The 21,956-nt window shown below is 41.1% G+C and carries 17 protein-coding genes; 7 read left to right on the plus strand and 10 right to left on the minus strand.

The genetic code is table 11. The annotated features are described in order from the left end of the window. A complete protein-coding gene (gene minD / locus HG263_RS06525) occupies nucleotides 1-810 on the minus strand; it encodes a septum site-determining protein MinD (protein WP_171625268.1) in 810 nt (269 codons plus the stop codon). A gap of 5 nt (nucleotides 811-815) precedes the next feature. Next, on the minus strand, nucleotides 816-1,526 hold the full coding sequence (minC, locus tag HG263_RS06530; protein WP_171625269.1) for a septum site-determining protein MinC: 711 nt from the start codon (nucleotides 1,524-1,526) through the stop codon (nucleotides 816-818). Between the two features lie 238 nt (nucleotides 1,527-1,764). Between minC and HG263_RS06535 the strand changes: the two genes are divergently transcribed. Together HG263_RS06535 and HG263_RS06540 are read left to right on the plus strand one after the other, a co-directional pair. After that, on the plus strand, nucleotides 1,765-2,046 hold the full coding sequence (locus HG263_RS06535; RefSeq protein WP_171625270.1) for a YcgL domain-containing protein: 282 nt from the start codon (nucleotides 1,765-1,767) through the stop codon (nucleotides 2,044-2,046). Beyond that, nucleotides 2,039-3,055 carry a lytic murein transglycosylase gene (locus tag HG263_RS06540; RefSeq protein WP_171625271.1) on the plus strand — a complete coding sequence of 339 codons (1,017 nt, stop codon included), beginning with the start codon at nucleotides 2,039-2,041 and terminating at the stop codon, nucleotides 3,053-3,055. Before HG263_RS06535 ends, HG263_RS06540 begins: the two co-directional genes overlap by 8 nt. Before the next feature lie 179 nt (nucleotides 3,056-3,234). On the opposite strand, the gene HG263_RS06545 is transcribed toward HG263_RS06540, so the two are convergent. From HG263_RS06545 to HG263_RS06570, 6 genes are all read right to left on the minus strand, one after another. Beyond that, entirely contained in the window at nucleotides 3,235-4,062 is an 828-nt protein-coding gene (locus tag HG263_RS06545) for a BPL-N domain-containing protein (protein ID WP_171625272.1), read from the minus strand. 469 nt (nucleotides 4,063-4,531) lie between these two features. Next, nucleotides 4,532-5,530 (minus strand): cytochrome d ubiquinol oxidase subunit II, encoded by a 999-nt coding sequence (locus HG263_RS06550; RefSeq protein WP_171625273.1) that lies wholly within the window; start codon nucleotides 5,528-5,530, stop codon nucleotides 4,532-4,534. Beyond that, nucleotides 5,523-6,866, minus strand: coding sequence for a cytochrome ubiquinol oxidase subunit I (locus HG263_RS06555; RefSeq protein WP_171625274.1), 1,344 nt, complete (start codon nucleotides 6,864-6,866; stop codon nucleotides 5,523-5,525). Before HG263_RS06555 ends, HG263_RS06550 begins: the two co-directional genes overlap by 8 nt. Before the next feature lie 15 nt (nucleotides 6,867-6,881). After that, entirely contained in the window at nucleotides 6,882-7,427 is a 546-nt protein-coding gene (locus tag HG263_RS06560) for a GbsR/MarR family transcriptional regulator (RefSeq protein WP_171625275.1), read from the minus strand. Nucleotides 7,428-7,802: 375 nt separating this feature from the next. Further along, nucleotides 7,803-8,747 (minus strand): hypothetical protein, encoded by a 945-nt coding sequence (locus HG263_RS06565; RefSeq protein WP_171625276.1) that lies wholly within the window; start codon nucleotides 8,745-8,747, stop codon nucleotides 7,803-7,805. A 228-nt stretch (nucleotides 8,748-8,975) separates the two neighbouring features. After that, nucleotides 8,976-10,112, minus strand: a complete 1,137-nt coding sequence (locus HG263_RS06570) for a Na/Pi symporter (RefSeq protein WP_171625277.1) — start codon at nucleotides 10,110-10,112, stop codon at nucleotides 8,976-8,978. A 685-nt stretch (nucleotides 10,113-10,797) separates the two neighbouring features. On the opposite strand from HG263_RS06570, the gene HG263_RS06575 reads away from it, so the two are divergent. From HG263_RS06575 to HG263_RS06585, 3 genes are all read left to right on the plus strand, one after another. Next, nucleotides 10,798-12,903 (plus strand): CLIPPER-2 domain-containing protein, encoded by a 2,106-nt coding sequence (locus HG263_RS06575; RefSeq protein ID WP_171625278.1) that lies wholly within the window; start codon nucleotides 10,798-10,800, stop codon nucleotides 12,901-12,903. Nucleotides 12,904-13,068: 165 nt separating this feature from the next. Next, on the plus strand, nucleotides 13,069-15,015 hold the full coding sequence (locus HG263_RS06580) for a sensor histidine kinase (RefSeq protein WP_171625279.1): 1,947 nt from the start codon (nucleotides 13,069-13,071) through the stop codon (nucleotides 15,013-15,015). A gap of 64 nt (nucleotides 15,016-15,079) precedes the next feature. Next, nucleotides 15,080-15,586 carry a YcgN family cysteine cluster protein gene (locus HG263_RS06585; RefSeq protein ID WP_171625280.1) on the plus strand — a complete coding sequence of 169 codons (507 nt, stop codon included), beginning with the start codon at nucleotides 15,080-15,082 and terminating at the stop codon, nucleotides 15,584-15,586. 106 nt (nucleotides 15,587-15,692) lie between these two features. Here HG263_RS06585 and hutU read toward each other — a convergent pair whose 3' ends face one another. Both hutU and hutH read right to left on the minus strand, forming a co-directional pair. Beyond that, nucleotides 15,693-17,693, minus strand: a complete 2,001-nt coding sequence (gene hutU, locus HG263_RS06590) for a urocanate hydratase (protein ID WP_171625281.1) — start codon at nucleotides 17,691-17,693, stop codon at nucleotides 15,693-15,695. A gap of 12 nt (nucleotides 17,694-17,705) precedes the next feature. Continuing rightward, complete coding sequence (gene hutH, locus HG263_RS06595; RefSeq protein ID WP_171625282.1) at nucleotides 17,706-19,199, minus strand: histidine ammonia-lyase; 1,494 nt, start codon at nucleotides 19,197-19,199, stop codon at nucleotides 17,706-17,708. Between the two features lie 151 nt (nucleotides 19,200-19,350). On the opposite strand from hutH, the gene HG263_RS06600 reads away from it, so the two are divergent. Together HG263_RS06600 and HG263_RS06605 are read left to right on the plus strand one after the other, a co-directional pair. Further along, nucleotides 19,351-20,253, plus strand: coding sequence for a LysR family transcriptional regulator (locus HG263_RS06600; protein ID WP_171625283.1), 903 nt, complete (start codon nucleotides 19,351-19,353; stop codon nucleotides 20,251-20,253). Nucleotides 20,254-20,384: 131 nt separating this feature from the next. Beyond that, nucleotides 20,385-21,653 carry a glucose/galactose MFS transporter gene (locus HG263_RS06605; RefSeq protein WP_171625284.1) on the plus strand — a complete coding sequence of 423 codons (1,269 nt, stop codon included), beginning with the start codon at nucleotides 20,385-20,387 and terminating at the stop codon, nucleotides 21,651-21,653. Nucleotides 21,654-21,956 lie beyond the last annotated feature (303 nt).

Genomic DNA, 21,956 nt, shown 5'->3' on the forward strand with positions numbered 1-21,956 from the left:
TTAACCTCCAAAAATCCGTTTTAGAATGCCCTTTTTCTCTACATTAAGAAAACGGAAATCAACAATTTCACCAAGTAAACGGTTAATAGCATCATTATAGGCTTGGCCTGCATCTGATTCACCGTCTAACACCACCGGCTGACCTGAGTTTGAAGCATTAAGCACGGCTGTTGACTCAGGGATAACACCTAGTAAGTCGATAGCTAAAATTTCTTGTACATCTTCCACAGATAACATTTCGCCTGCAGCAACACGACTTGGGTTGTAGCGAGTGAGTAACAGGTGCTCTTTTACTGGCTCTAGGCCGTCTTCAGCGCGTTTTGACTTACTTTGCAAAATGCCTAGGATTCTATCTGAGTCACGTACTGAAGAGACTTCTGGGTTAGTTGTAACGATTGCTTCATCGGCAAAATACAACGCCATCATGGCACCTGCTTCTATCCCCGCAGGGGAGTCACAAATAATGAAGTCAAATTTGTCTTTGAGTTCATTCAGAACGCGTTCAACGCCTTCACGGGTGAGGGCGTCTTTATCTCGCGTTTGAGAAGCGGGAAGTATAAATAATTTCTCTACTCGCTTGTCTTTGATTAATGCTTGATTAAGATTTGCTTCGCCATTGATGACGTTAACAAAATCGTAGACCACACGGCGTTCACAGCCCATGATTAAATCTAAATTACGAAGGCCAATATCAAAATCGATGATGGCTGTTTTGTAGCCTTTAAGTGCAAGGCCTGTACCAATAGCTGCGCTAGACGTAGTTTTGCCTACACCGCCTTTACCTGAAGTTACGACAATAATTTTTGCCATGTGATTTATCCTTTGACCAAAGCTGTTATTTCTAAAGAATCATTTTTTTGTTTTACTTGTGCAGCTTTACCCCACAGTTCCCCTTGTAAAGAGTCGCTGATCCAGTAGCTGCCGTTAATAGAAACCAATTCGGCTTCAAGACGCTGGCAATAAATTGCTGCTTCGTCGTATCCTTGAGCCCCGGCAATCGCTCGGCCTCTCAAAGTACCATAAATATGAATATTACCATCAGCAATAACTTCTGCACCGTGGCTAACGGCACCTAAAACAATTAAATCTCTGTTTTTGGCATAGATTTGCTGACCCGATCTGACCGTGGTCTGAACGATTTGTGGCGGTAGATAAACTTCTTTTTCAACTTCAACCACTTCAGTGTTGTTCTGCTTAGGTTGAACTGGTTTCGCGTTATCTTTACTGTAGTTTAATACTGATAGCTTAACTGCCTTTGCCGCTTCATTTTGTTGCTCAGTGCCATTGCAAATACCTACAGGGTTCAATTGCAAGTCAATGAGTGTTTGTTTTAGCGTTGCAAAGTCGACATTGGTGTCATGTAGTTTTGCTAAATTGATAACGATGGGGGCTCCTATAAAAAACTTAGGTGCTTGGGAAATTTTCTCGTCTAGCTCTTTTCTTAGTTGGGTGATGTCAACTGAGAACAAGTGCAATACAGACAAGGTAAAAAGATTTCCTTTTAACTCAAATGTTTGTTCTGACATAAGCGCTCTATAAAATGCAGACTTTATACTTAAGCAAACCCAAAGCTGTATTTTTATAAAAAAGAATACTCAGGTAAGCAAGGGCGTATTTCATGGACATATTCATAGACATATTCATGAGCATAATTGTTGTTTTGGCCCCGTATTTTAAACGTTTGTAAGTCGTAAAACTTTCCAAATACAATGACTGTCATGGTATAGTGCCGATTAGACATAAGCAAGAATTTATAGGGTTATAATGCTCACTGCTGTATATAAAAGCTTAAAAAAAGCGGATACCTACCTTTATATAGAAAAAAGAGATGATTTTTCTAAAATACCTGAGCCATTAATGGCCATGTTTGGACGCCCCAAGTACGTTATGATGTTCGATTTATCAAAACGCAACAGACTGGGGATGGCCGATATTGCACAAGTTAAGGAAAAATTAAGCAGTGATGGGTTTTACTTACAGCTTCCGCCACCGGAAGATAATCTTCTAGACCAATTTAAAAAACAAAATGGAGCGTCCAGTGATTAAAAAATTAACTGTGCTAGTAAGCGCGCTATGCTTATCTAGCTCCGTTTGGGCTAACACACAAGAGAAGTTTGAAAAGTACGTTGCAGAACTAAAAGTGGAAGCGCAGGCCAAAGGGTATGACCAAGCGTTGATTGAGAAAGCGTTTTCAACTGCTAAGTTTAAGAAAAAAGTCATTACCAATGATAAAAACCAACCAGAAATAGTCGAAACACTTGAAACTTATTTACCAAAACGCGTGCCGCAATGGAAAATAAACCAAGCGCGCAAGCTCTATAAAGAGCATCAAACGATTTTAGAAAAAATAGCCAAAGAATATGGCGTACAAGCACGCTTTATCGTTGCATTGTGGGGCTTAGAAAGTAATTTTGGTCGTATTCAAGGTGGTTACCCTGTTATTAGCGCGCTAGTAACTTTGGCCTTTGATGGTCGTCGAGAGGATATGTATAAACGCCAACTATGGGCGGCGCTCGATATCTTAAAAGAGGGCCATATCACGCTTGAAGATTTTAAAGGGTCTTGGGCTGGCGCGATGGGTCAAACGCAATTTATGCCAACATCGTTTAACTCTTATGCTGTTGACTACAACAAAGACGGTCGCAAAGACATTTGGACCACTCAGGTGGATGCTTTTGCCTCCATAGCAAACTACCTAAAACAAGCAGGTTGGAACGACAACTTAACTTGGGGACGCCAAGTTAAGTTACCGCAAAACTTTGACCACAAATATGTGTTAAAGCGTGGCACAAAAACACGTAAACAGTGGCTAGAGTATTGGAAAGACTCTGAACGCTCATTAGAGGACTGGCAAGCACTTGGTTTGCGTCGTACTGATGGTAGCGACTTACCTAAGGTGAATGTTACAGCCGCGTTGGTTATGCCCGATGATATCAATGGCCGTATGTATTTAGCGTATGATAACTACAAGGCGCTGATGCATTGGAATCGTTCGTATTATTTTGCAACAAGTGTAGGCTACCTATCTGACAGAATCGGATATCCAAAAATCTAAGCGCTTGCACTAGTTAGAATTTAGTTGAGGCCATGATAACTCGTATGTTTGTACAAGTTGCCATGGCTTTTTTTGTTTGTATTGCTTATCTAGACACTCTATGTAAGTTCGATTTATCAAGGTAGTTAAAGATACTGAAAAAGTTTAAAGACGCTTATTTAGCGCTAGCTTGCAAGAGTTTACTGAATGATCACGCCCATCGTCACCCTTAATTCTGATTGAACGTGAAGCGCCTTTTCTCGTGCTGTCCAGCGTATAATTTCGGGGATCATGCCTTGAGTTTCGCTTGAGTGTTCTAGGTGTGGACTAGATAAAAAAACACGGCCTTTGCCAAAGGTTGTGCTAATACAAGCTGTGTGATTAGTCATATGCTCATCGCTAAAGTATTCAGGAAAGCGAATATTTTCATCTTCTGCGTCTTCGGCTTTTATAACTGTACCAAACGAAGCTATCTCATTTATAGTACCAAAGCCTTGTTTGTGTTTAGCCTGTGTTAGCTCATCATTTTCAGGTATAAGCATCAGTGGGCCCTGCCAGTAGAGCACCGGATGCGTAACACGTTGAGTCCACTTTGGGGAAAAGACAGCCCGTGCACGGTCGGTATTGAGTTTTACATTGATAAGGCCACCACCGCGATTTTGGTGTTTCATATCATGCAGTTTTACATCTACTAACGAAAGCCAGCCAAAACGAGCATTTGTCGCAAGAAATGCTCCAGAACAAATGCCAAAGTATCCGCCTCCATTGCGTACGAAGTCGCGAATAATTTTTCTGCCATACAAGCCAAGGACCCATTGCTGATACAAAACGACACCACCGCCAGGAACAACAAAAACATCAACGTCTTTTAGTTTGTTCTGTCGTATCATTTTACCGGTGACGATGATTGTTTTTATATTGCGCTGATTCTGCAGAAGAGTGTGAAGAATTCGAGCCGATTTATTCTGTGTCCCCGCTAAGATGCCTGCTTTGTTAACATCGAAGATAGCGACAGTAATTGAGTTCACAAATATTCGTCCTTGTTAAATGGTTACTTGCTGTAAGCCATTTGCATTAGCGTATAAAACTCCCATTAGGGACTGTTCATCACTTGATATGTTTAATGCTATAGCAAGTGATGTCGTCGCAAAATTAGCAACGAATATCAACGCTGTCAACAACAAGGATTTGAAGAAAATTCGAATAAAAAACAGTAATATGAATAAATAGCAACAATGTTTTTAGGCGCTCAAATTTGACTGAATAATTTACTACCCTTAGCGTTAACTTTTTGAGAGTCATACAGAGTACATAGGTAACGAACTGTATAGAATAATTACAAAGCGATCTATGAGTTGCTTGGTCACTTTAATTGCACAAACTGAATGTTTAGAGGCAAATAAAAAAGGTAGCACTCCAACATGCTACCTTTTTGGTGTGGCTTAAATGCCTACAAGTGTGTAATGAACTTTTACTTTGTTTTACATATGTTTAATGTCAATAATATGAAAGTGGCTGCACTTTTCCCCAAAACACACGGTACGAAAATGCGGTATATGCAAGAATTGTCGGTACTACAACTACCACGCCATATAGTAAAAAGTTAAGTGATTCAGGTGCAGCTAAGGCCTCAAAGATGGTGAGTTTACCCGGCACGACGTATGGGTAAAAGCTGTACAAAATGCCAAAAAAGCACAGCACAAAAATAACGCTTGAGATCAAAAAGGGTAACCATGCCCCTACATTGGGCTGTGACTTTAATTGCACTAAAATACGGTCTAATAATACAAATAACGCAAGACAAATAATGGGAATAGGTAAAATCAGTAAAAATATGTCTGAGGTAAACCAGCGCTCATATACACTGTGGTTAATAATCGGGTTTACCGCCGATACAGCAATGACACCAAAAAATGCCATACGTGTTGACACTTGGCACCAGCTAATTGCATCGAGTTGTAACTGTCCTTGGGTTTTTAGAATTAACCAAGCAGCACCAATGAGTGCATATGCAGCAACGACTCCCACACCGCTTAATAGTGCAAATGTCATAGCCAACGCATTGGTTTCGAAGGACATAACGTACAAACCCAACATATAGCCTTGCATAAATGCGCTGATGATAGAACCAACTTTAAAGAGCTTGTTCCACATCGATTTGCGTTTTGTTTTAGCTTTGGCTCTAAAATCGAAAGCAACGCCGCGAATGATTAAACCAATCAGCATGACTGTCACAGGTAGATAAAGCGCTTGTAAAATCATGCTGTGAGCCAGCGGGAAAGCGATGAGCGCTAATCCAACCGCCAATACTAGCCATGTTTCGTTTGCATCCCAAAATGGGCCGATTGAGGCAATCATCGTATCGGCATGTGCTTCGTTATCGGTTGGTAATAAGATGCCGACTCCAAGGTCATACCCATCTAAAATCGCATAAAGTAATATTGCCAGCGCCATAAGCGACGCGTAGACAAAAGACAGTGCGTGTGCATCAAGCATAATTATTCTCCTCTATTGAGGGTCGTTGATATTCTTCAACCTCTACTGATTTGTCAGCCGTGTAAAAAAGCGTTCTGATGTAAGCGATAAGTAGTAGTGTGTAGATCGTTAAATAGGCAACCAGCGATATCAAAACATTGTCGCTGGCAACTGCAGTGACGGCATCTTCAACACGCAACACACCAGTTACCAAGAATGGTTGGCGGCCAATTTCAGTTACGTACCAGCCAGCTAAAGTGGCTAGCCAACCGGAAAAGCTCATGGCCACGAGCGTTTTAAGTTGCCATGGTGCAAGTGTGTTGTTGCGCCAAAGCGTATATCGAAAGTACACAGCAACTACTATCATCAATAGGCCCATACCCACCATGATCCTAAAGCCAAAAAAGACGGGCTTTACAGGAGGTGTAGCATTTGGAAATTCGTTTAGCCCTTTGATCTCACCATCTTTTTCATGGGTCAAAATAATGCTCGCCATATTGGGAATCGCAATTTCAAAATCATTTGATTTGGTTTTCTCATTGGGAATGGCAAAAAGTAGCAGTGGGGCGCCTTTTTCTGATTCCCAAACCCCTTCCATTGCAGCCACTTTTTGTGGTTGATGTTCGAAAGTGTTTAAGCCATGTAAATCACCGACAAACATTTGTAGAGGTGCCAATAAAGTGGCGACAGTTAATGATACTTTTAAAGTCAGTTGTGGGGCTTTTTTATCGTCGCCTTTTAATAGTCTATAGCTGCTAACCCCTGCGATTAGAAATGAGGCGGTTAAGCCACTAGCTAATAGCATATGGGCAAGTCGGTAGGGAAAGGACGGATTAAAGATAACCGCAAACCAATCGGTTGGAAACACCACTCCATCTCTGACTTCAAACCCTGTTGGAGTTTGCATCCAGGAGTTGAGCGACAATATCCAAAATGCTGATAGGCTAGTACCAACAGCCACAATAATGGTTGCTAAAGTGTGTACTCTTGGTGACACACGTTTCATGCCAAAAAGCATCACGCCCAAAAACGTGGCTTCCATAAAAAATGCAGTTAACACTTCATAGCCCAGTAAAGGGCCTGCAATATTGCCAACTTTTTCCATAAAACCGGGCCAATTTGTGCCAAATTGAAACGACATGGTAATACCGCTGACGACACCCAAGGCAAAGGTGAGTGCAAATATTTTCACCCAAAAACGATAGGCCCTTAGCCAAACAGGGTGCTGTGTTCGATCGTATCTAACTTTAAAGAAAACTAAAAACCACGCTAATGCAATGGTGATAGTAGGAAATAGAATGTGAAAGCTAATATTGGCGGCAAATTGTATTCGCGACAACAGCAAGGTATCAAGCATGACGCACCTCGGCGATTAAGATTTTTTAAGCAATTTATCCTTTAAATCAATCACTTTACTTACAGAAGAGCCTAACTTCATCAGCGTTTGTAATTGCTCAGGGGATAAACGTTGTAACTCTGCAGACCATTTAGTAATGGTCTCTAGTAAATCGTGGATAGTTTGAATTTGATTTTGAGCGTATTCCTCTTCAGGGCTTTCACTTCCTTCAAGTATTTGATCTCGAAGCAAAGAAAGGGTTGGGTCTATTTCGCGCTTTCTGCGTTCTTCAAAAACACGGTTGGCTAAGTCCCAAATGCTGCCATTGGGGGCGTAGTATTCTTTTCTATCACCAGGAATATGGGTCACTTTAACAAGCTGCCAAGATTGCAACTCTTTAATCCCCATACTGACATTGCCTCGGCTGATTTTAAGTGACTCTGCAATTTCGTTGGCGGTCAGAGGTTGTTCGTGGATCACTAATAGAGCGACCATTTGCCCTATGGTTCTGTTAAAGCCCCAGCGACTCCCCATTTCACCGCAGTGCAGTACAAAGTTCTCAATTTTAGGAGATAAATTCATTGTTCTAAAGTTTCAGTAATTATTGAAACTTTAATATATAGACGTAATTGATTCAGATCAAGCGCTATTTATTAGCGTGCTGTGAGAACATGGATTTGCGAAACAATACGCGCTAGGGCCTGCTTATCTTTGCAGTTTATTTTGCAGTAGTTTGATTGGTATTAATACAAGGTAGAGTCAGGTTGCATAGTTATTCTATATGAGTCTGGTGATAAAGACTTTGTACTCCTGCAAAGTCACCTTAAATCACTTTCATGCGTGGTGATACGGTAGGAATATGAATGTTATTGAAGGGCACATAAGAAGGTCATGCAGCTTTTAATGGAGCAAAGCAGAAAAAATAGCAGTTAAACGTTAACTGCTATTTTAATAACCTTATTGGCCGTAAAGGGCTAGCGCTGCGCCTGACACATTCGTATATTCAACAATAGCGACAGGGTAAAACCCCGTTTTTTTCAATGCGATTGCTGTGTTACTGCGCGATGGCCCAACCCAAAAGTAGCCAATAAATGGCTGCACCCAACCAGATTTCGACTCTAAGATACCTTTTAGTTGAGCTGCTTTATCCTCGCTTGGTGTAAGGTGCTGAGGTAAAACGTTATCTCCTGCGCTATACAGCGGGGTTTGAGTGCCAATGTTTCTTAAATAGCTTAGCTCTACAATAGGCGTATAATCGGGAATGTCGGCTACCTGTAGGTCAACATAATGATTGCCAATCCAATAATTTATCTCTGCTAACGACTTTGGGTATCCCCAAATTTCTAAACCTGCTTTGATTGCAAGCGTGTTGTTTAGCTCAAGATCTTGATTATACATGGCATAATCTGATGGCACGCCTTGTTGTATATTTTGCTCATTGGCTTGCGCCATAATTTGCTGTGCAGCGAGTAGATATTGCATTTGCTGCTGTTTACTGGCGTGTTTTGGTAGGCAGGGAAGAGGTAGAGCTTGGGCTGATTTTCGTTTTACAGCAATCGTGTTAACCGTCTCAGCATACGCGCCTACTGGGCTTTGAGTTATATCTTGAAAGTACAACACGCCAATACTTTGATTAGTGCCAGTACCATTACATACTATTTCTATTGGTTCAAACTCACCGTGAGCAATAAACTTTTTAGCTTGGTTGGTTTTAATAATTGATAAAAATGCGCTGGTTAGATTGCCAGATATACGAAATGGCATACTCACGGCGGTGCCATCACTTAATAACACTTGCTCGGTGACTGGGTATTGTTGTTCGATGCTCGCTGCGTTTACTGCACTACTTATAAAAAAAGATGCGCATGCTGCTTTGAGCAAACTCCCGCTGTTGTTAATCATTCTTTTATCCTTATTGATGATTAGGTGTTTCCATATTAGGGCGGCAAAAATAACACGAATTTTGTGCTTTATGTAGAGGTTTGAGTTAAAAGTGAACTGACAGGAACAAAAAACGCCACAGTTGGGCGTTAATATGTTGGTTTAAGAGATCCTGAACTTGTTTCGTCATTCTGAACTTGTTTCAGAATCTCCAAACCTAAAGCATGTGGTTTTTCAAGTATGCGCCGTTTACCTTACCGCCATCATAATAATACCTGGCAGGATAAAAAATGAGCCTAATACATAACCTAATGCCGCTGATTTGTTGTTAGCACCAATGTGAGCAAGCTTTTCAGCAAGGGTGATTGGCAGCTCTCGCAATACAGGAACACCATATATTAGTGCTACCGCGAATACGTTAAACATCACGTGTACCAATGCGATAGTGAGTGCAACTTCCGCTGCAGGACCGGTAATCGAAGTGGCCGCTAGCAGAGCGGTAATGGTTGTGCCAATGTTTGCGCCCAGTGTGAATGGATAAATTTGACGGGTGTTGAATACACCACTGCCTGCTAATGGGATCATTAGGCTTGTCGTTGTAGAAGATGACTGTACCATAATTGTAACCGCTGCGCCTGAGCCTATACCGGCGATAGGGCCTCGACCAATAGCGCTGTGCAAAATATCTTTTGCAGTACCAACCAATGCTTTTTTAAGTAATTTACCTAAAGCGGTCACTGCAAATAGAATTAGGCCTATTCCTGCTACTACCATCGCAATACCAAGTGCTTTGCCGTCCAAAAAGCCTAAAGCATCTTTGACTAAACCTACGGCCGGTTTTACCAATGGTTTAATAAAGTTATAGCTTTTTAATGATAGGTCCGCATCGCCAACAAAAATGTGAGATAAGCTAGCCGCAAGCTTTTGCAGTATCCCAAACATGATCTCTAGAGGTAAGAAAATAGCAACCGCAATTAGGTTAAAAAAGTCATGTACCGTTGACGCTGCAAATGCCCTTTGAAACTCTTCTTTATTACGAATATGACCAATAGAAACCAGTGTATTGGTTATAGTTGTACCTATGTTTGCACCCATTACCATAGGGATCGCAATATGAATAGGTAATCCTCCTGCAACAAGGCCAACAATAACAGACGTTACAGTTGATGAGGATTGCACTAGCGCGGTTGCCAATGCGCCCAACAATAAAGCGACAAACGGATTAGTTGCAAACGCAAAAATTTCTTTTGCACCTTCACTACCTCCAGAAGCGATTTTAAAACCCCCACTGACTGTGCTGACAGCGACTAAAACTAAATAAACCAGTAGGGCGATCGCAGCCCAATTTAAAAATTTATAAAGGCCAGAGTTTGCGGAACTACGCATAATACTTCTCTTTTACTACTCACCAAAAATGACAATTTGATGACGTTTTTATTTCAGGAGCGCGAATTACAACATCAGTTTATTACAGAAATATTTCAGTTTAGAGATTTTGTTAGTCTCGCATGAACGACAGTGGCGTTTTTTTAAACGAAATAAATTTAGGATAAGCGGGAAAGTAATTCTTTATTCGTATTTTTCTGGGTTCTAGTAAAAAAGAGTAATTTTGTTCATTGTCCCCAATCTGTTAGTTTTTTGGAATTATAAATCTAAAAGTTGATATTTATTGCATAAACTATTTTGCGTATCGGAATGAATTATTCAAGTAAAACAGGCGTATGTCGACCAGTTAATTGTTGCAATGTTCGGGATTGTTAACCAGTAAACACAAGATTAACCCTACTGTTTCTGCTTAAAATTCAAGCAAGATCAATATTTAGTTAATTATTGGTTTATTTAATGTAAAGGTGAGCTTTAATCTATCATCTTAAAAGATGAATGCTGGCTTAATCGAATTTTATTGAATCTGTCACTTTCAGATATTTTTATCGAAAAGGAGAGAGGAGGAAGAGATAGCCTAAAAGTATGGTTTTTAATTTCTGTAACCCAAAGTAAGTGTTTATCCAAAAGTGAGCATGTTTCTGTAGGTAAATTTCGAATATTTAAATGGTTATGAAGGAGTATATAAATGTTTAATACGAGTATGAGAACAAAGCTAAGAGGCCTTGCGGTGGGGCTAATAACGCTTGCAAGTACATCTCTTAGTCTAGGTGCATATGCAACTGGTACTGAGTTTGCTGGATGTATGGAGGAAACCGCTGGTTTTGCCGTTCAGTGTACTGCAAATGATGTAAGAATTGCTGGAGTTGCGAGTAATCCCGATGGTACTCCAAAGTTACAAATACTAGATGATGGGTGTGCATATCAAGGCGACACAGTTGAGTTTACAGCTACATTTGATATTGAAACAACGTCAAAAGAGCGCCATGACGTGGGTATCTATTTTGTAACCGATGGTGACCCCAATAAAGATGGTGCCGTAAGCGGCCAATGTAGTATTTCTACGTTACCATTCCAGCCATCTCCACCTTGGCTAGATTTAGATGGTATCGATGATCCATTGCCAGGTACAAACACGCCGTCAGGTGTTCAAGATGAATGTGGAGACATTAGTAAGCCTGATTTTAATCCGCTTTCTCCAACATTTACGTTAACTGCAACATGTGTTGACCCTGATAACGACGGCCAATTAAATATACCTTATTGCACAAGCTGGAGACAGTCGGGTGCCAATGAGCTGTGCGTTAATCCAAGTGATGCGTTCCCAGGTTCCCCTTCGAAATGTAAGTGTGATGATACGTTCAATATTCCAATTGCAGTACCACCTGCTGAGCTACTTGTAAGCAAATCTGTAAATCCTACCACTTTGGTTGAGCCCGGTGGCAACGCAACCTTTACTGTAACAGTCACTAACGTTGGTATTGACCCAAATAACAACGTCACTTTAAATACTTTGAGTGACAGCATTTATGGCGATATTACCACATCGGGTCACGATGGAATTCTAAGTACAACGTGTAGTGTGCCTCAAGTGATCCCCGCGGATGACCGCAATGTTGGTGGTGTAGATACATATACTTGTCAATTTACTACCAATATCTTAGGTAATGCAGGTGATGTTGAAACGGATATCGTTACAGCATCGGGCATTGATGACAATGGTAATTCTTTAAGTGGCGAAGATACGGCACAGGTTACGCTAATTGACTCTTTGCCAAGTATTTCATTAGATAAAACAGCCAATCCAACTTCAATGTTAGAGCCAGGTGGTTTAGTTACTTTCTCGGTGGTGATTAACAACACAAGCCCTGCAAGCTCTGACCCTGTGACTATTACATCTTTAGTAGACAACATTCATGGTAACCTCAACGGCCAAGGTGATTGTGTTATCCCTCAACTGATTAATGTTGGTGCCAGTTATTCGTGTTCTTTTCAAGTGAATGTAGTTGGCAATGCTGGTGATTCCGAAACAGACACAATTACTGCGCTTGGTGCAGACGATGAGGGCAATCCAGTCAGTGCGAGTGACTCAGCAACCGTTGCTATTCTCAATGCTCCTTCTAGCATTGAAGTTATCAAAACAGCATCTCCGTTGGTTATAGATGAGCCTGGTGGTTCTGTGACTTATACCTATACTATCAACAACACATCAAGTGTTGATGCGGTAACGATAGATGTTGCAGACGATGACAAGCTCGGTTCAATTAATGGTCAAGGCAGCTGTCAGTTACCACAGGTAATTACACCAAGTGGTTCATATACCTGTACAATCACAACTTATGTTGCTGGTAATGGCAACACCTCAGTCACTAATGTTGTGAGTGTATCTGGTTTAGATGATGATGGTGAAGTGGTCAGTGGTTTTGACGATGCGACGGTCAATATACAAAACACACCGCCTGCGGCAACGTTAGTTAAAACGGCCACACAAGTAATCGCGACTTATCAAGTTTCAGTCTCTAATGATTCTGATGCCGAGTCGTTAACTATTACTCAATTGGCAGACGACATGTTTGGTGATATCACAGTTGTAGCTGGCAATATTCAATCGACAACCTGTTCAGTACCACAGGTAATTCAGCCAGCAACACAAGCTGGTGATAGCTATAGCTGTGAATTTACCGCTATAGTAACTAGCTCACCACATGTAAATAATGTAACTGCAACAGTCGTTGATGATGATGGCTCTCAAGCAATTATGCCATCAGATACAGCCACTGTGAGCTTTGACTAATTACAGTGAAGAGGGATACCTAGCAGCTATTCCTCAAATGTTATAAAAGTAATTATTTAGTATTATTTTGAGTGGGGAAAACACATAATTAGCGGTGTTTTCTCCACAATTACTACACTTTTAACTTATAAAATTGTCTGCACCGAGATTGGCTTGTGTAGGCACATGAAACTAACACGTCTTTTTACATTACTTTTAGGTTGGGTCTTGAGCAGTTTTGTTCAGGCAAACGCTATTGAACTATCAGATAAACAAAGCGTATACGAGCTAAAGAAATCCGCCTTATATTTTCATGACTATGATAAACAAATCACATCTGTCTCGCAGTTGCAGTCTCTAACTGGAATTCTAAAACCTTACTCGACACAAAAGCCACATATAAAACCATATTGGAAATGGGCTAAAGTAGAATTGTTTAACACTACCGATGAAGAGGATTGGTATGTCTCGTTTGGTTTTGCGCGTTTACCGATATTAGAAATGTATTGGCTTGAAGAGTCCGCAACAATTATTAAGCTAGATGAAAAAAGCACTTTTTTTGATCGACCCCTAAAACATCCACAAATGTATGTGCCTATCAAGTTACAAGCCAATCAAAGAAAAACATTATTTGTAAAGTATCAAACGTTTGCAAACGCACCTGCCAAAATAGTCATTCACTCGCCAGAGCACTTTAATCAAACCGCACAACTGAGCATACTTAATAACGCTGTGATAGCGGGTATTGTTATGGCTATTTTGTTGATTGTTATAGTTAATTTATACTTTAATCGCAATTTAACTAATGTATTTTATGCCATTTGGACGTGCATGTTTTTGCTTATCGTGACGGATATGGCTGGGTTCACCTACCAATATTTTTGGCCAAACTTAGGGGCGTTTGCCAATACGTTTTCAATTTTGTTAATGGTCTTGGTGCCGATATTTCACTTACTTTTTGTACGAAGCTTTCTGCAGTTAGAGCACTATCATGCCTTTCTCGATAAGATCTATATAGGGTGTATTTTAATTTATCTTATATTGGTACCTTTAGCGCTGCTTTTGCAGAGTGTATTTTACAATTTACTTGCCAGTTCGCTTATTATTTTGGTGTTTCTGTATACCTGTTATTGGTGTTTTAAACAGCGCGCACCTGGTATAAAAATATTCGCTATCAGCCTGTTTAATCACGTTTTATTCGTTAACGTTTTAACTATACTGGGTGCAAGCTTTGGCAACGTTTTCTCAGTGTTTGAAATTTCAACGTATATTAAAATTGGCTACTCAATCGAGGTGTGCTTGTTCACGGTTGCGATGGCGGTGCAACATAAGTCTGTTCAATACCAACTCGTTTATCATTTGCAAAATCAAGTAAACGCGCTAAATCAATCGGTATTACAGGAACAACGTTTTTCAAAGCAACAATCAGAGCAAGTGAAAAAGCAAGAGCAGCGATTATTTACCGATTTATCTCATGAACTGAGAACGCCACTGACGGTTATGAAGATTCAGGTTGAGTCTTTGCAACATAATATCGTCGACAATGTGCATGATTCCTATCGCAAGTTACATGACAAAATTGATGAATTGAATGAATTTATCAACACCCTAATGTTAGTCAGCGACTCAAAAGACTTGCACTACGGGCTGAATATTCAAGCTACGAAAATTAGACCTTTTATCAATGAAGTACACCACTTGTGTTTACAGAAATTGGATCTAAAAAATCAACAATTGAGCCTTAACTGTCAAATAAGAGAATTAGAGTCGTTGTTTATCGACAAAAAAGCCATTACTCAAGTAGTGGAGGAGGTTGTCTGTAACGCCGTTAAGTTTGGTGGTAGTCGTGTAGAAATCATGTTGAGCTTTATAGAAAACGAAGACAACATGGTCATCCGAGTCGAGAATTCAGGTAGCCCGTTATCTTACGAAGCGCATCAAATGCTGTTTGAACCACTGTTTAGACAAGAGCCTTCTCGAAATACTTTACTAGGCGGTAAAGGAATGGGATTAGCCGTATGTAAAAAGATTATTCAGGCTCATCATGGCGAAATTACCTCAAACAACAGCTTACTTGGCGGGATCAGTGTCGAACTGAGCTTACCAAAAAGTTTTGCCTATGATGTTGTGTGATCTTTGCGTCGCTGTTTATATTTAAGTAAACTCCAGCGTTTAATATAAAAGTGGTTTAAGTAGCATGACAGACGCACCGTTTTGGCAAATAAAAAACCTTGAACAAATGAATCAACAAGAATGGGAAGCCATTTGTGACGGCTGCGGTAAATGTTGCCTTAATAGCTTTATAGATAGTGAGCATGAGGAAGACGAAGACTTCGCGAGCACCGATTTTTTGCGAGAAGGTGAAACACTTATTTATACCAGCTTAGTTTGCCAATATATCGACGACAACACCTGCGGCTGTACAAGGTACAGTGAACGACAGCAACTGGTGCCATCATGCGTTAAATTGACCAAAGAGAATTTGAAAGACATTTTCTTTATGCCACAAAGTTGCAGTTACCGTCGCTTACATGAAGGCAGAGGGCTTGCTAGCTGGCATCCACTTTTAAACAATGGCAGTAAAGACAAAATGCACGCAGCTGGCATTAGCGTAAAAGGGCGTGTGACTAAAGATAATACGGTTGACTTGGAAAATGAGTTTGAAGATTATGTGGCTAGCTGGCCAACGTACGATTGTGATTAAGATCGTTGGTTAAGCTTTTTGTTTTCAAAACGCTCGTAAACACTAATAAAAACCTCTTTAAGTCAGAGTTATCCCATAGCTATGGAATAACTCTGTGATTTACCGCTTAAAGTGATAAGTTATTTAAAATTTCATCATCAACGTTATTCGCGAGCGTTACTTTTAACTTGGGTGTACGAGCCATTTCGCGCTTTATGGCAAAGTTAGCTTCTTCATTACGGGCCCAGCTACGACGTGCAATACCGTTGTTTACATCAAATAATAGCATCGATTTTAGGCGACCTTCTGCCTCAGGCGTACCATCTAATAGCATACCAAAACCGCCATTGATCACTTCGCCCCAACCAACACCGCCACCATTGTGGATTGACACCCAGGTAGCACCACGGAAGCTATCACCAATTACATTGTGAATCGCCATATCTGCGGTAAAGCGACTGCCGTCATAGATGTTTGAGGTCTCACGAAATGGAGAATCTGTGCCACTCACATCGTGGTGGTCACGACCTAATACCACAGGGCCAATTTCACCGCGCGCGATAGCATCATTGAAGGCTGTGGCAATGTCTGCTCTACCTTGTGCGTCGGCATATAAGATACGGGCTTGAGAACCAACAACCAGTTTGTTTTGTTTGGCGTCTTTGATCCAAGTGATGTTGTCTTGCATTTGTTGCTGAATTTCTTCAGGAGACTCTGCCATTATCTTGTTTAGCACCTCTGCGGCAATGGCGTCGGTTTTGTCTAAGTCTTCAGGTTTGCCTGAGGTACATACCCAGCGGAATGGGCCAAAGCCATAGTCAAAGCACATCGGACCAAGAATATCTTGCACGTAAGATGGGTATTTAAAGTCGATGCCATTTTCAGCCATCACATCACCGCCTGCGCGTGATGCTTCAAGTAAGAAAGCATTACCATAGTCAAAGAAATAGGTGCCTTTTGCCGTGTGCTTGTTAACAGCATCAGCATGACGTTTTAAAGTTGCTTGTACTTTTTCTTTGAATAACTCTGGTTCTTCGCGAATTAAACGGTTTGATTCTTCGTAGCTAATATCTACCGGATAGTAACCGCCCGACCAAGGGTTATGCAGTGAGGTTTGATCTGAACCTAAATGAACAAATATATCGTGTTCATAGAAAGCTTCCCAAACATCAACGATGTTACCAATGTAAGCAATTGACACGACTTCTTCGTTGGCTTGTGCTTGTTTAACACGCGCAAGCAAAGCATCCATATTGTCGATAAGTTCATCAACCCAGCCCTGCTGATGTCGCTTGGTGGCCGCTTTAGGGTTAACTTCCGCACATACTGTAATACAGTTTGCAATGTTACCTGCTTTAGGTTGCGCGCCACTCATGCCACCAAGGCCTGCGGTTAGGAAGATCTTGCCTTTAGGGCTTTCACCTTTATTTAATACTTTACGAAACGCGTTCATGACAGTAATAGTTGTGCCATGCACAATACCTTGCGGACCAATGTACATAAATGAACCTGCTGTCATTTGTCCGTATTGAGTCACGCCTAATGCATTAAAACGTTCCCAATCGTCTGGCTTTGAATAGTTGGGGATCATCATACCGTTAGTGACAACTACACGTGGTGCTTCTTTTGAAGAAGGGAACAAGCCCATAGGATGACCTGAGTACATGTGCAGCGTTTGGTCTTCTTCCATTTCGCTTAGGTATTTCATTGCCAACAAATATTGTGCCCAGTTTTGGAATACGGCGCCATTTCCACCGTAAGTAATAAGCTCTTCTGGGTGCTGTGCTACTGCAGGGTCGAGGTTGTTATCAATCATCAACATGATAGCTGCAGCTTGCTCGCATTTGGCTGGATAGTCTGAAATAGCACGTGCTTTTAACTCGTAATTTGGCTTGAAGCGGTACATGTAAATGCGGCCAAAATCTTGTAGCTCTTGTGCAAATTCAGAGGCTAACTCTTGATGCCATTCTTTTGGGAAATAACGCAGCGCATTACGAATTGCTAATTGTTTTTCATCCGCGCTTAAAATGTCTTTGCGCTTGGGCGCACGGTTGGCATCTGCAGGGTAAGGCTTAGGCGCAGGTAAAACGCTTGGGATCCCTTGTTTAATTTGTTCTTGAAAATTCATCACAACTCTCCCTTAATTCACAGTAAATGCTTGAGACTTGACTAACGCAATCATGGCATCAATATCAGGCTTTAATAATCTGTCTTCTTCTAGTTTGGCAACCTTAGCACGGATCACTTTAACGTTTTCCTCAATAAAGTCTGAGCAAGTATTCGGGCGTCGAAACTCAATTGCTTGCGCCGCATACATCAACTCAATGGCAAAGATTTTTTCAAGGTTGCCTAAAATTTGATTAAGCTTACGCCCTGAGATGCTGCCCATTGATACATGATCTTCTTGGCCCATTGACGTAGGTACGCTGTCTGCCGACGGCGGGAAACACAGTGATTTGTTTTCAGTCACTAGTGCTGCTGTGGTGTATTGTGGGATCATCATGCCCGAATTCAAACCACCCGATGTCGTCAATAAGCGCGGTAAGCCGTGTAAGCCTTCAAGTAGTAAGTAACAACGTCTGTCAGAAATATTACCTAATTCCGCCGCTGCGATAGATGCATAATCCAATACCATTGCCAAAGGTTGGCCGTGGAAACTACCGCCTGAGATAGCTTCTTCTTCGCTGATCACAATTGGGTTGTCGGTGACTGAATTCATCTCGATTTCAGCAAGTTCTTTTAGGTGATTATAGGCATTGCGAGATGCACCATGCACCTGTGGAATACAGCGCAGTGAATAGGGGTCTTGTACACGGTCACAATCGGTATGTGCAGCCATATTTTGCGAGTCTTTAAAGAATCGACGCATTCGAGCGGCTACTTTAATATTGCCCGCAAACGCTCGAATTTGGTGTAGCTCTTCTCTAAATGGAGATTGACTACCTTGCATACCTTCTATGCTCATTGCACCTGCAAGATCCGCTAAATCAAGCAAATAACGCATTTTAGTGAGTGCTGTAATAGCATGAGATAAGATAAATTGTGTGCCATTGATCAGTGCCAAACCTTCTTTAGCATGTAGCTCTAGTGGCTCTAAACCATGCTCTTTCAGTGCGTGTGCAGCTGGTATCATGCTGTCGCCTTGCCAGAACTCCCCTTCACCAAGTAAGGGTAAAAACAGATGAGAAAGTGGCGCCAAATCTCCCGATGCACCCACTGAGCCTTGCTCTGGTACTACAGGAATTAAATCTAGCTCGATAAACTTTAACATGCGCTCAACTACTTCTAGACGGATGCCTGAAAAGCCTTGACTTAACGCATGTACTTTTGTGATCAACATGAGCTTTGAAATTGGTTTTGCAATTGGCTCACCTACACCAACTGCGTGTGTGATCAGCAAGTTTCTTTGCAGCAAATGCGTTTCTTCAGGAGAAATTTGCGTATCACACAATGGACCAAACCCTGTGTTAATACCGTATATGGCTTTGTCTGATGCTGCCATTTTTTCAACATTGCGACGGCTTTTATTAATTTTATCTAGTGCTTCTTGGCAAAGTTCTGCTTTGATACTGCCATTTGCAATACCATTTACAATATCTAGATTTAGACGGTCAACACCATATCTAAACGTCATATTATTCTCCCAAATATCATCTTGTTGCGACGTATGTTTCGCTATTATTCAGATATGCTAACTTGTGCCTGATGTTTTATAAATGCATAATAATCGTAATTCATTCCGATAATATCGAACTAAAAGTTTGACTGTTTATAAAGGTCATCATATGCAGGTTCAAGACGTTGATTTACGTTTACTAAGAATATTTGTTGCCATCGTTGAATGTGGTGGTTTATCAGCCGCTGAATCGCGGTTAAATATTGGCCGTTCCACTATAAGTTCCCATCTATCGGACTTAGAGGTGCGATTAGGGTTAAAGCTGTGTAAACGTGGGCGCAGCGGTTTTGAGCTTACTGAACCTGGGCGGATAACGTATCAAGCCTCTTTAGAGCTGATGCAACAGTGTGAGGCATTTGCAACAACCGTAGCAAGTTCTAAAAACGAGCTATCGGGACGTGCAACAATCTCAGTCATTGATACCATGGTCAGCGATCCACGTTGTGGGGTTGCAGGAGCGATAGCTGCTTTAAAGCAAAAAAGTAATAACATCCAATTTGACATTAATGTGTGTGAAGCTCGAGAAGTTGAAACATCCGTTGTAAATGGGCGCTCTTTAGTCGGCTTAGGTGTGAGCCGCCATCACTTGCGTGGGCTCGATTATTTTCCACTTTATAATGAGAATAACTATTTATATTGTGGTATCTCTCACCCTTTGTTTGCTTGCGAACCCAGTAACGTTGAGAACTTATTGCAGCAAGCGGAGGTTGTAAGCAGTAACTATATGCGTGACAAAGAAACACGCAACGATGGCTTAAATTACCAAAATACGGCCGTGGCATATCACGACGAGGGGATAGCCCATCTAATCTTATCAGGCCAATTCATTGGTTACTTACCAGATCATTATGCCAGCTATTGGGTAGAAAAGGGCTTAATCAAAGCTATTTTGCCAGATCGTTATTCGTATAAAATTCCCGTTGTATTAATAACATCAAAGAATAATACCCCATCGCCACTTGCTCATGCTTTGATTGAGCAAATGAAATTGTGCCACCAGAGTCAATTATAGAACCCATAGAAAGCGTGGATTAAATGGGTAAATAGTACACGCGCAAATGTGGAACGTTCCAACTTCGCACGTGTGACTTTATTGTTACTGCGTGTAAACTCTAATTTATCCTTTTAATTGGAGTTTTTCTTGTGAGTGATATAAACACAAATCAGAGTTACGTTGCACAAGGTAATGACGAAAACAAAAACTATTTGTTACCGCTCAGTGCAATGACCACATTATTTTTTCTTTGGGGATTTATAACGGTCCTCAACGATGTATTGATCCCCAGACTAAAGGGGGTATTTGACCTCAACTACACCGAAGCAATGATGATTCAATTTTGCTTTTTCAGTGCTTATTTTATTGTTTCTTTACCAGCTGGTGCGTTGGTTAAAAAGCTTGGATACAAAAATGGTGTGCTGACTGGCTTAGTTGTAGCGTCAATTGGCTGTATGCTGTTTTATCCTGCTGTTGTTGTACATGAGTATTGGCTATTTTTAGGAGCCTTATTTGTGCTGGCTTCTGGTATTACTGTGCTACAAGTGTCTGCAAACCCTTATGTAGCTGCACTCGGTCCTGCTAAAACCGCATCGAGTCGTTTGAATTTGGCTCAGGCATTAAACTCACTAGGAACGACTGTAGGTCCATATGTTGGGGGATTGTTATTTTTTGGAACTGCAGGCGCAATGGCAGCTGAAGCGGGGGCAGAGTCGGTAAAAGTTCCATATTTAATGCTTGCAGGGGCGTTACTCACAATTGCAGTTGTTTTTGCATTTTTAAAGTTACCAACCATTGAGTCACATAGCGAAGAGCAAGACTGTAAGGCTAAAGGGCATAGTTTATTGACAGCGCCGCACTTGGTTATGGGGGTTGGGGCCATTTTTTGTTATGTAGGCGCAGAAGTAGCAATTGGTAGCTTTTTAGTTAACTATTTTGCACAGCCTAATATAGCAGGCCTTGAAGAGCACGCTGCTGCTAAGTTAATCAGTTATTACTGGGGCGGTGCTATGGTTGGTCGTTTTATTGGTTCGGCGTTGTTACAAAAAGTCGCACCGTCAAAGGCACTGACATTTAACGCGCTTTGTATTGTTGCACTGCTGACGTTAACAATGTCATCTAGTGGTAATGTGGCGATGTGGGCGGTGTTAGCGATTGGTCTTTTTAATTCTATTATGTTTCCTACTATTTTCTCAGTAGCCATTGAAGGATTAGGGTCTTTGACCAGTAAAGGATCAGGGTGGCTATGCTTAGCTATTGTAGGCGGCGCAATCGTGCCGTTAATCCAAGGTTTGTGCGCGGACAGCCTCAATATCCAAGTGAGCTTTATAGTGCCTTTAGTTTGTTACCTATACATCGCTTGGTATGGTCTAAATGTCGTAAACTGGGCTAATCGTTGGCATAACATAACTAAGTAAACGTGTTTACTTTTTACCGTCAAATTTCTTGAGGCAAGCATTCGCTTGCCTTTCTTGTTTCTTCATACTGGCAATTTTACTTTGACTGAATACGTATTCATCGCTGATATGACTAAAAATATTAGGAACGTTCCAATTGTTACCTTTTATCGTGCAAAGTACATAACAAAGCGAATATAGGTTTAACAATCCACTTCAGAGGTTGGCCTTTATTAAATTTTTCAATCTATACTTTTTGATGTTATCGAAAATTAGGCAATGAATCGTCCGCTTTTTGTTCGAATAGAAATGATTTATCTAATT

Origin of the sequence: Pseudoalteromonas caenipelagi (genome assembly GCF_013140855.1) — a bacterium.
GTDB classification, from domain to species: domain Bacteria; phylum Pseudomonadota; class Gammaproteobacteria; order Enterobacterales; family Alteromonadaceae; genus Pseudoalteromonas; species Pseudoalteromonas caenipelagi.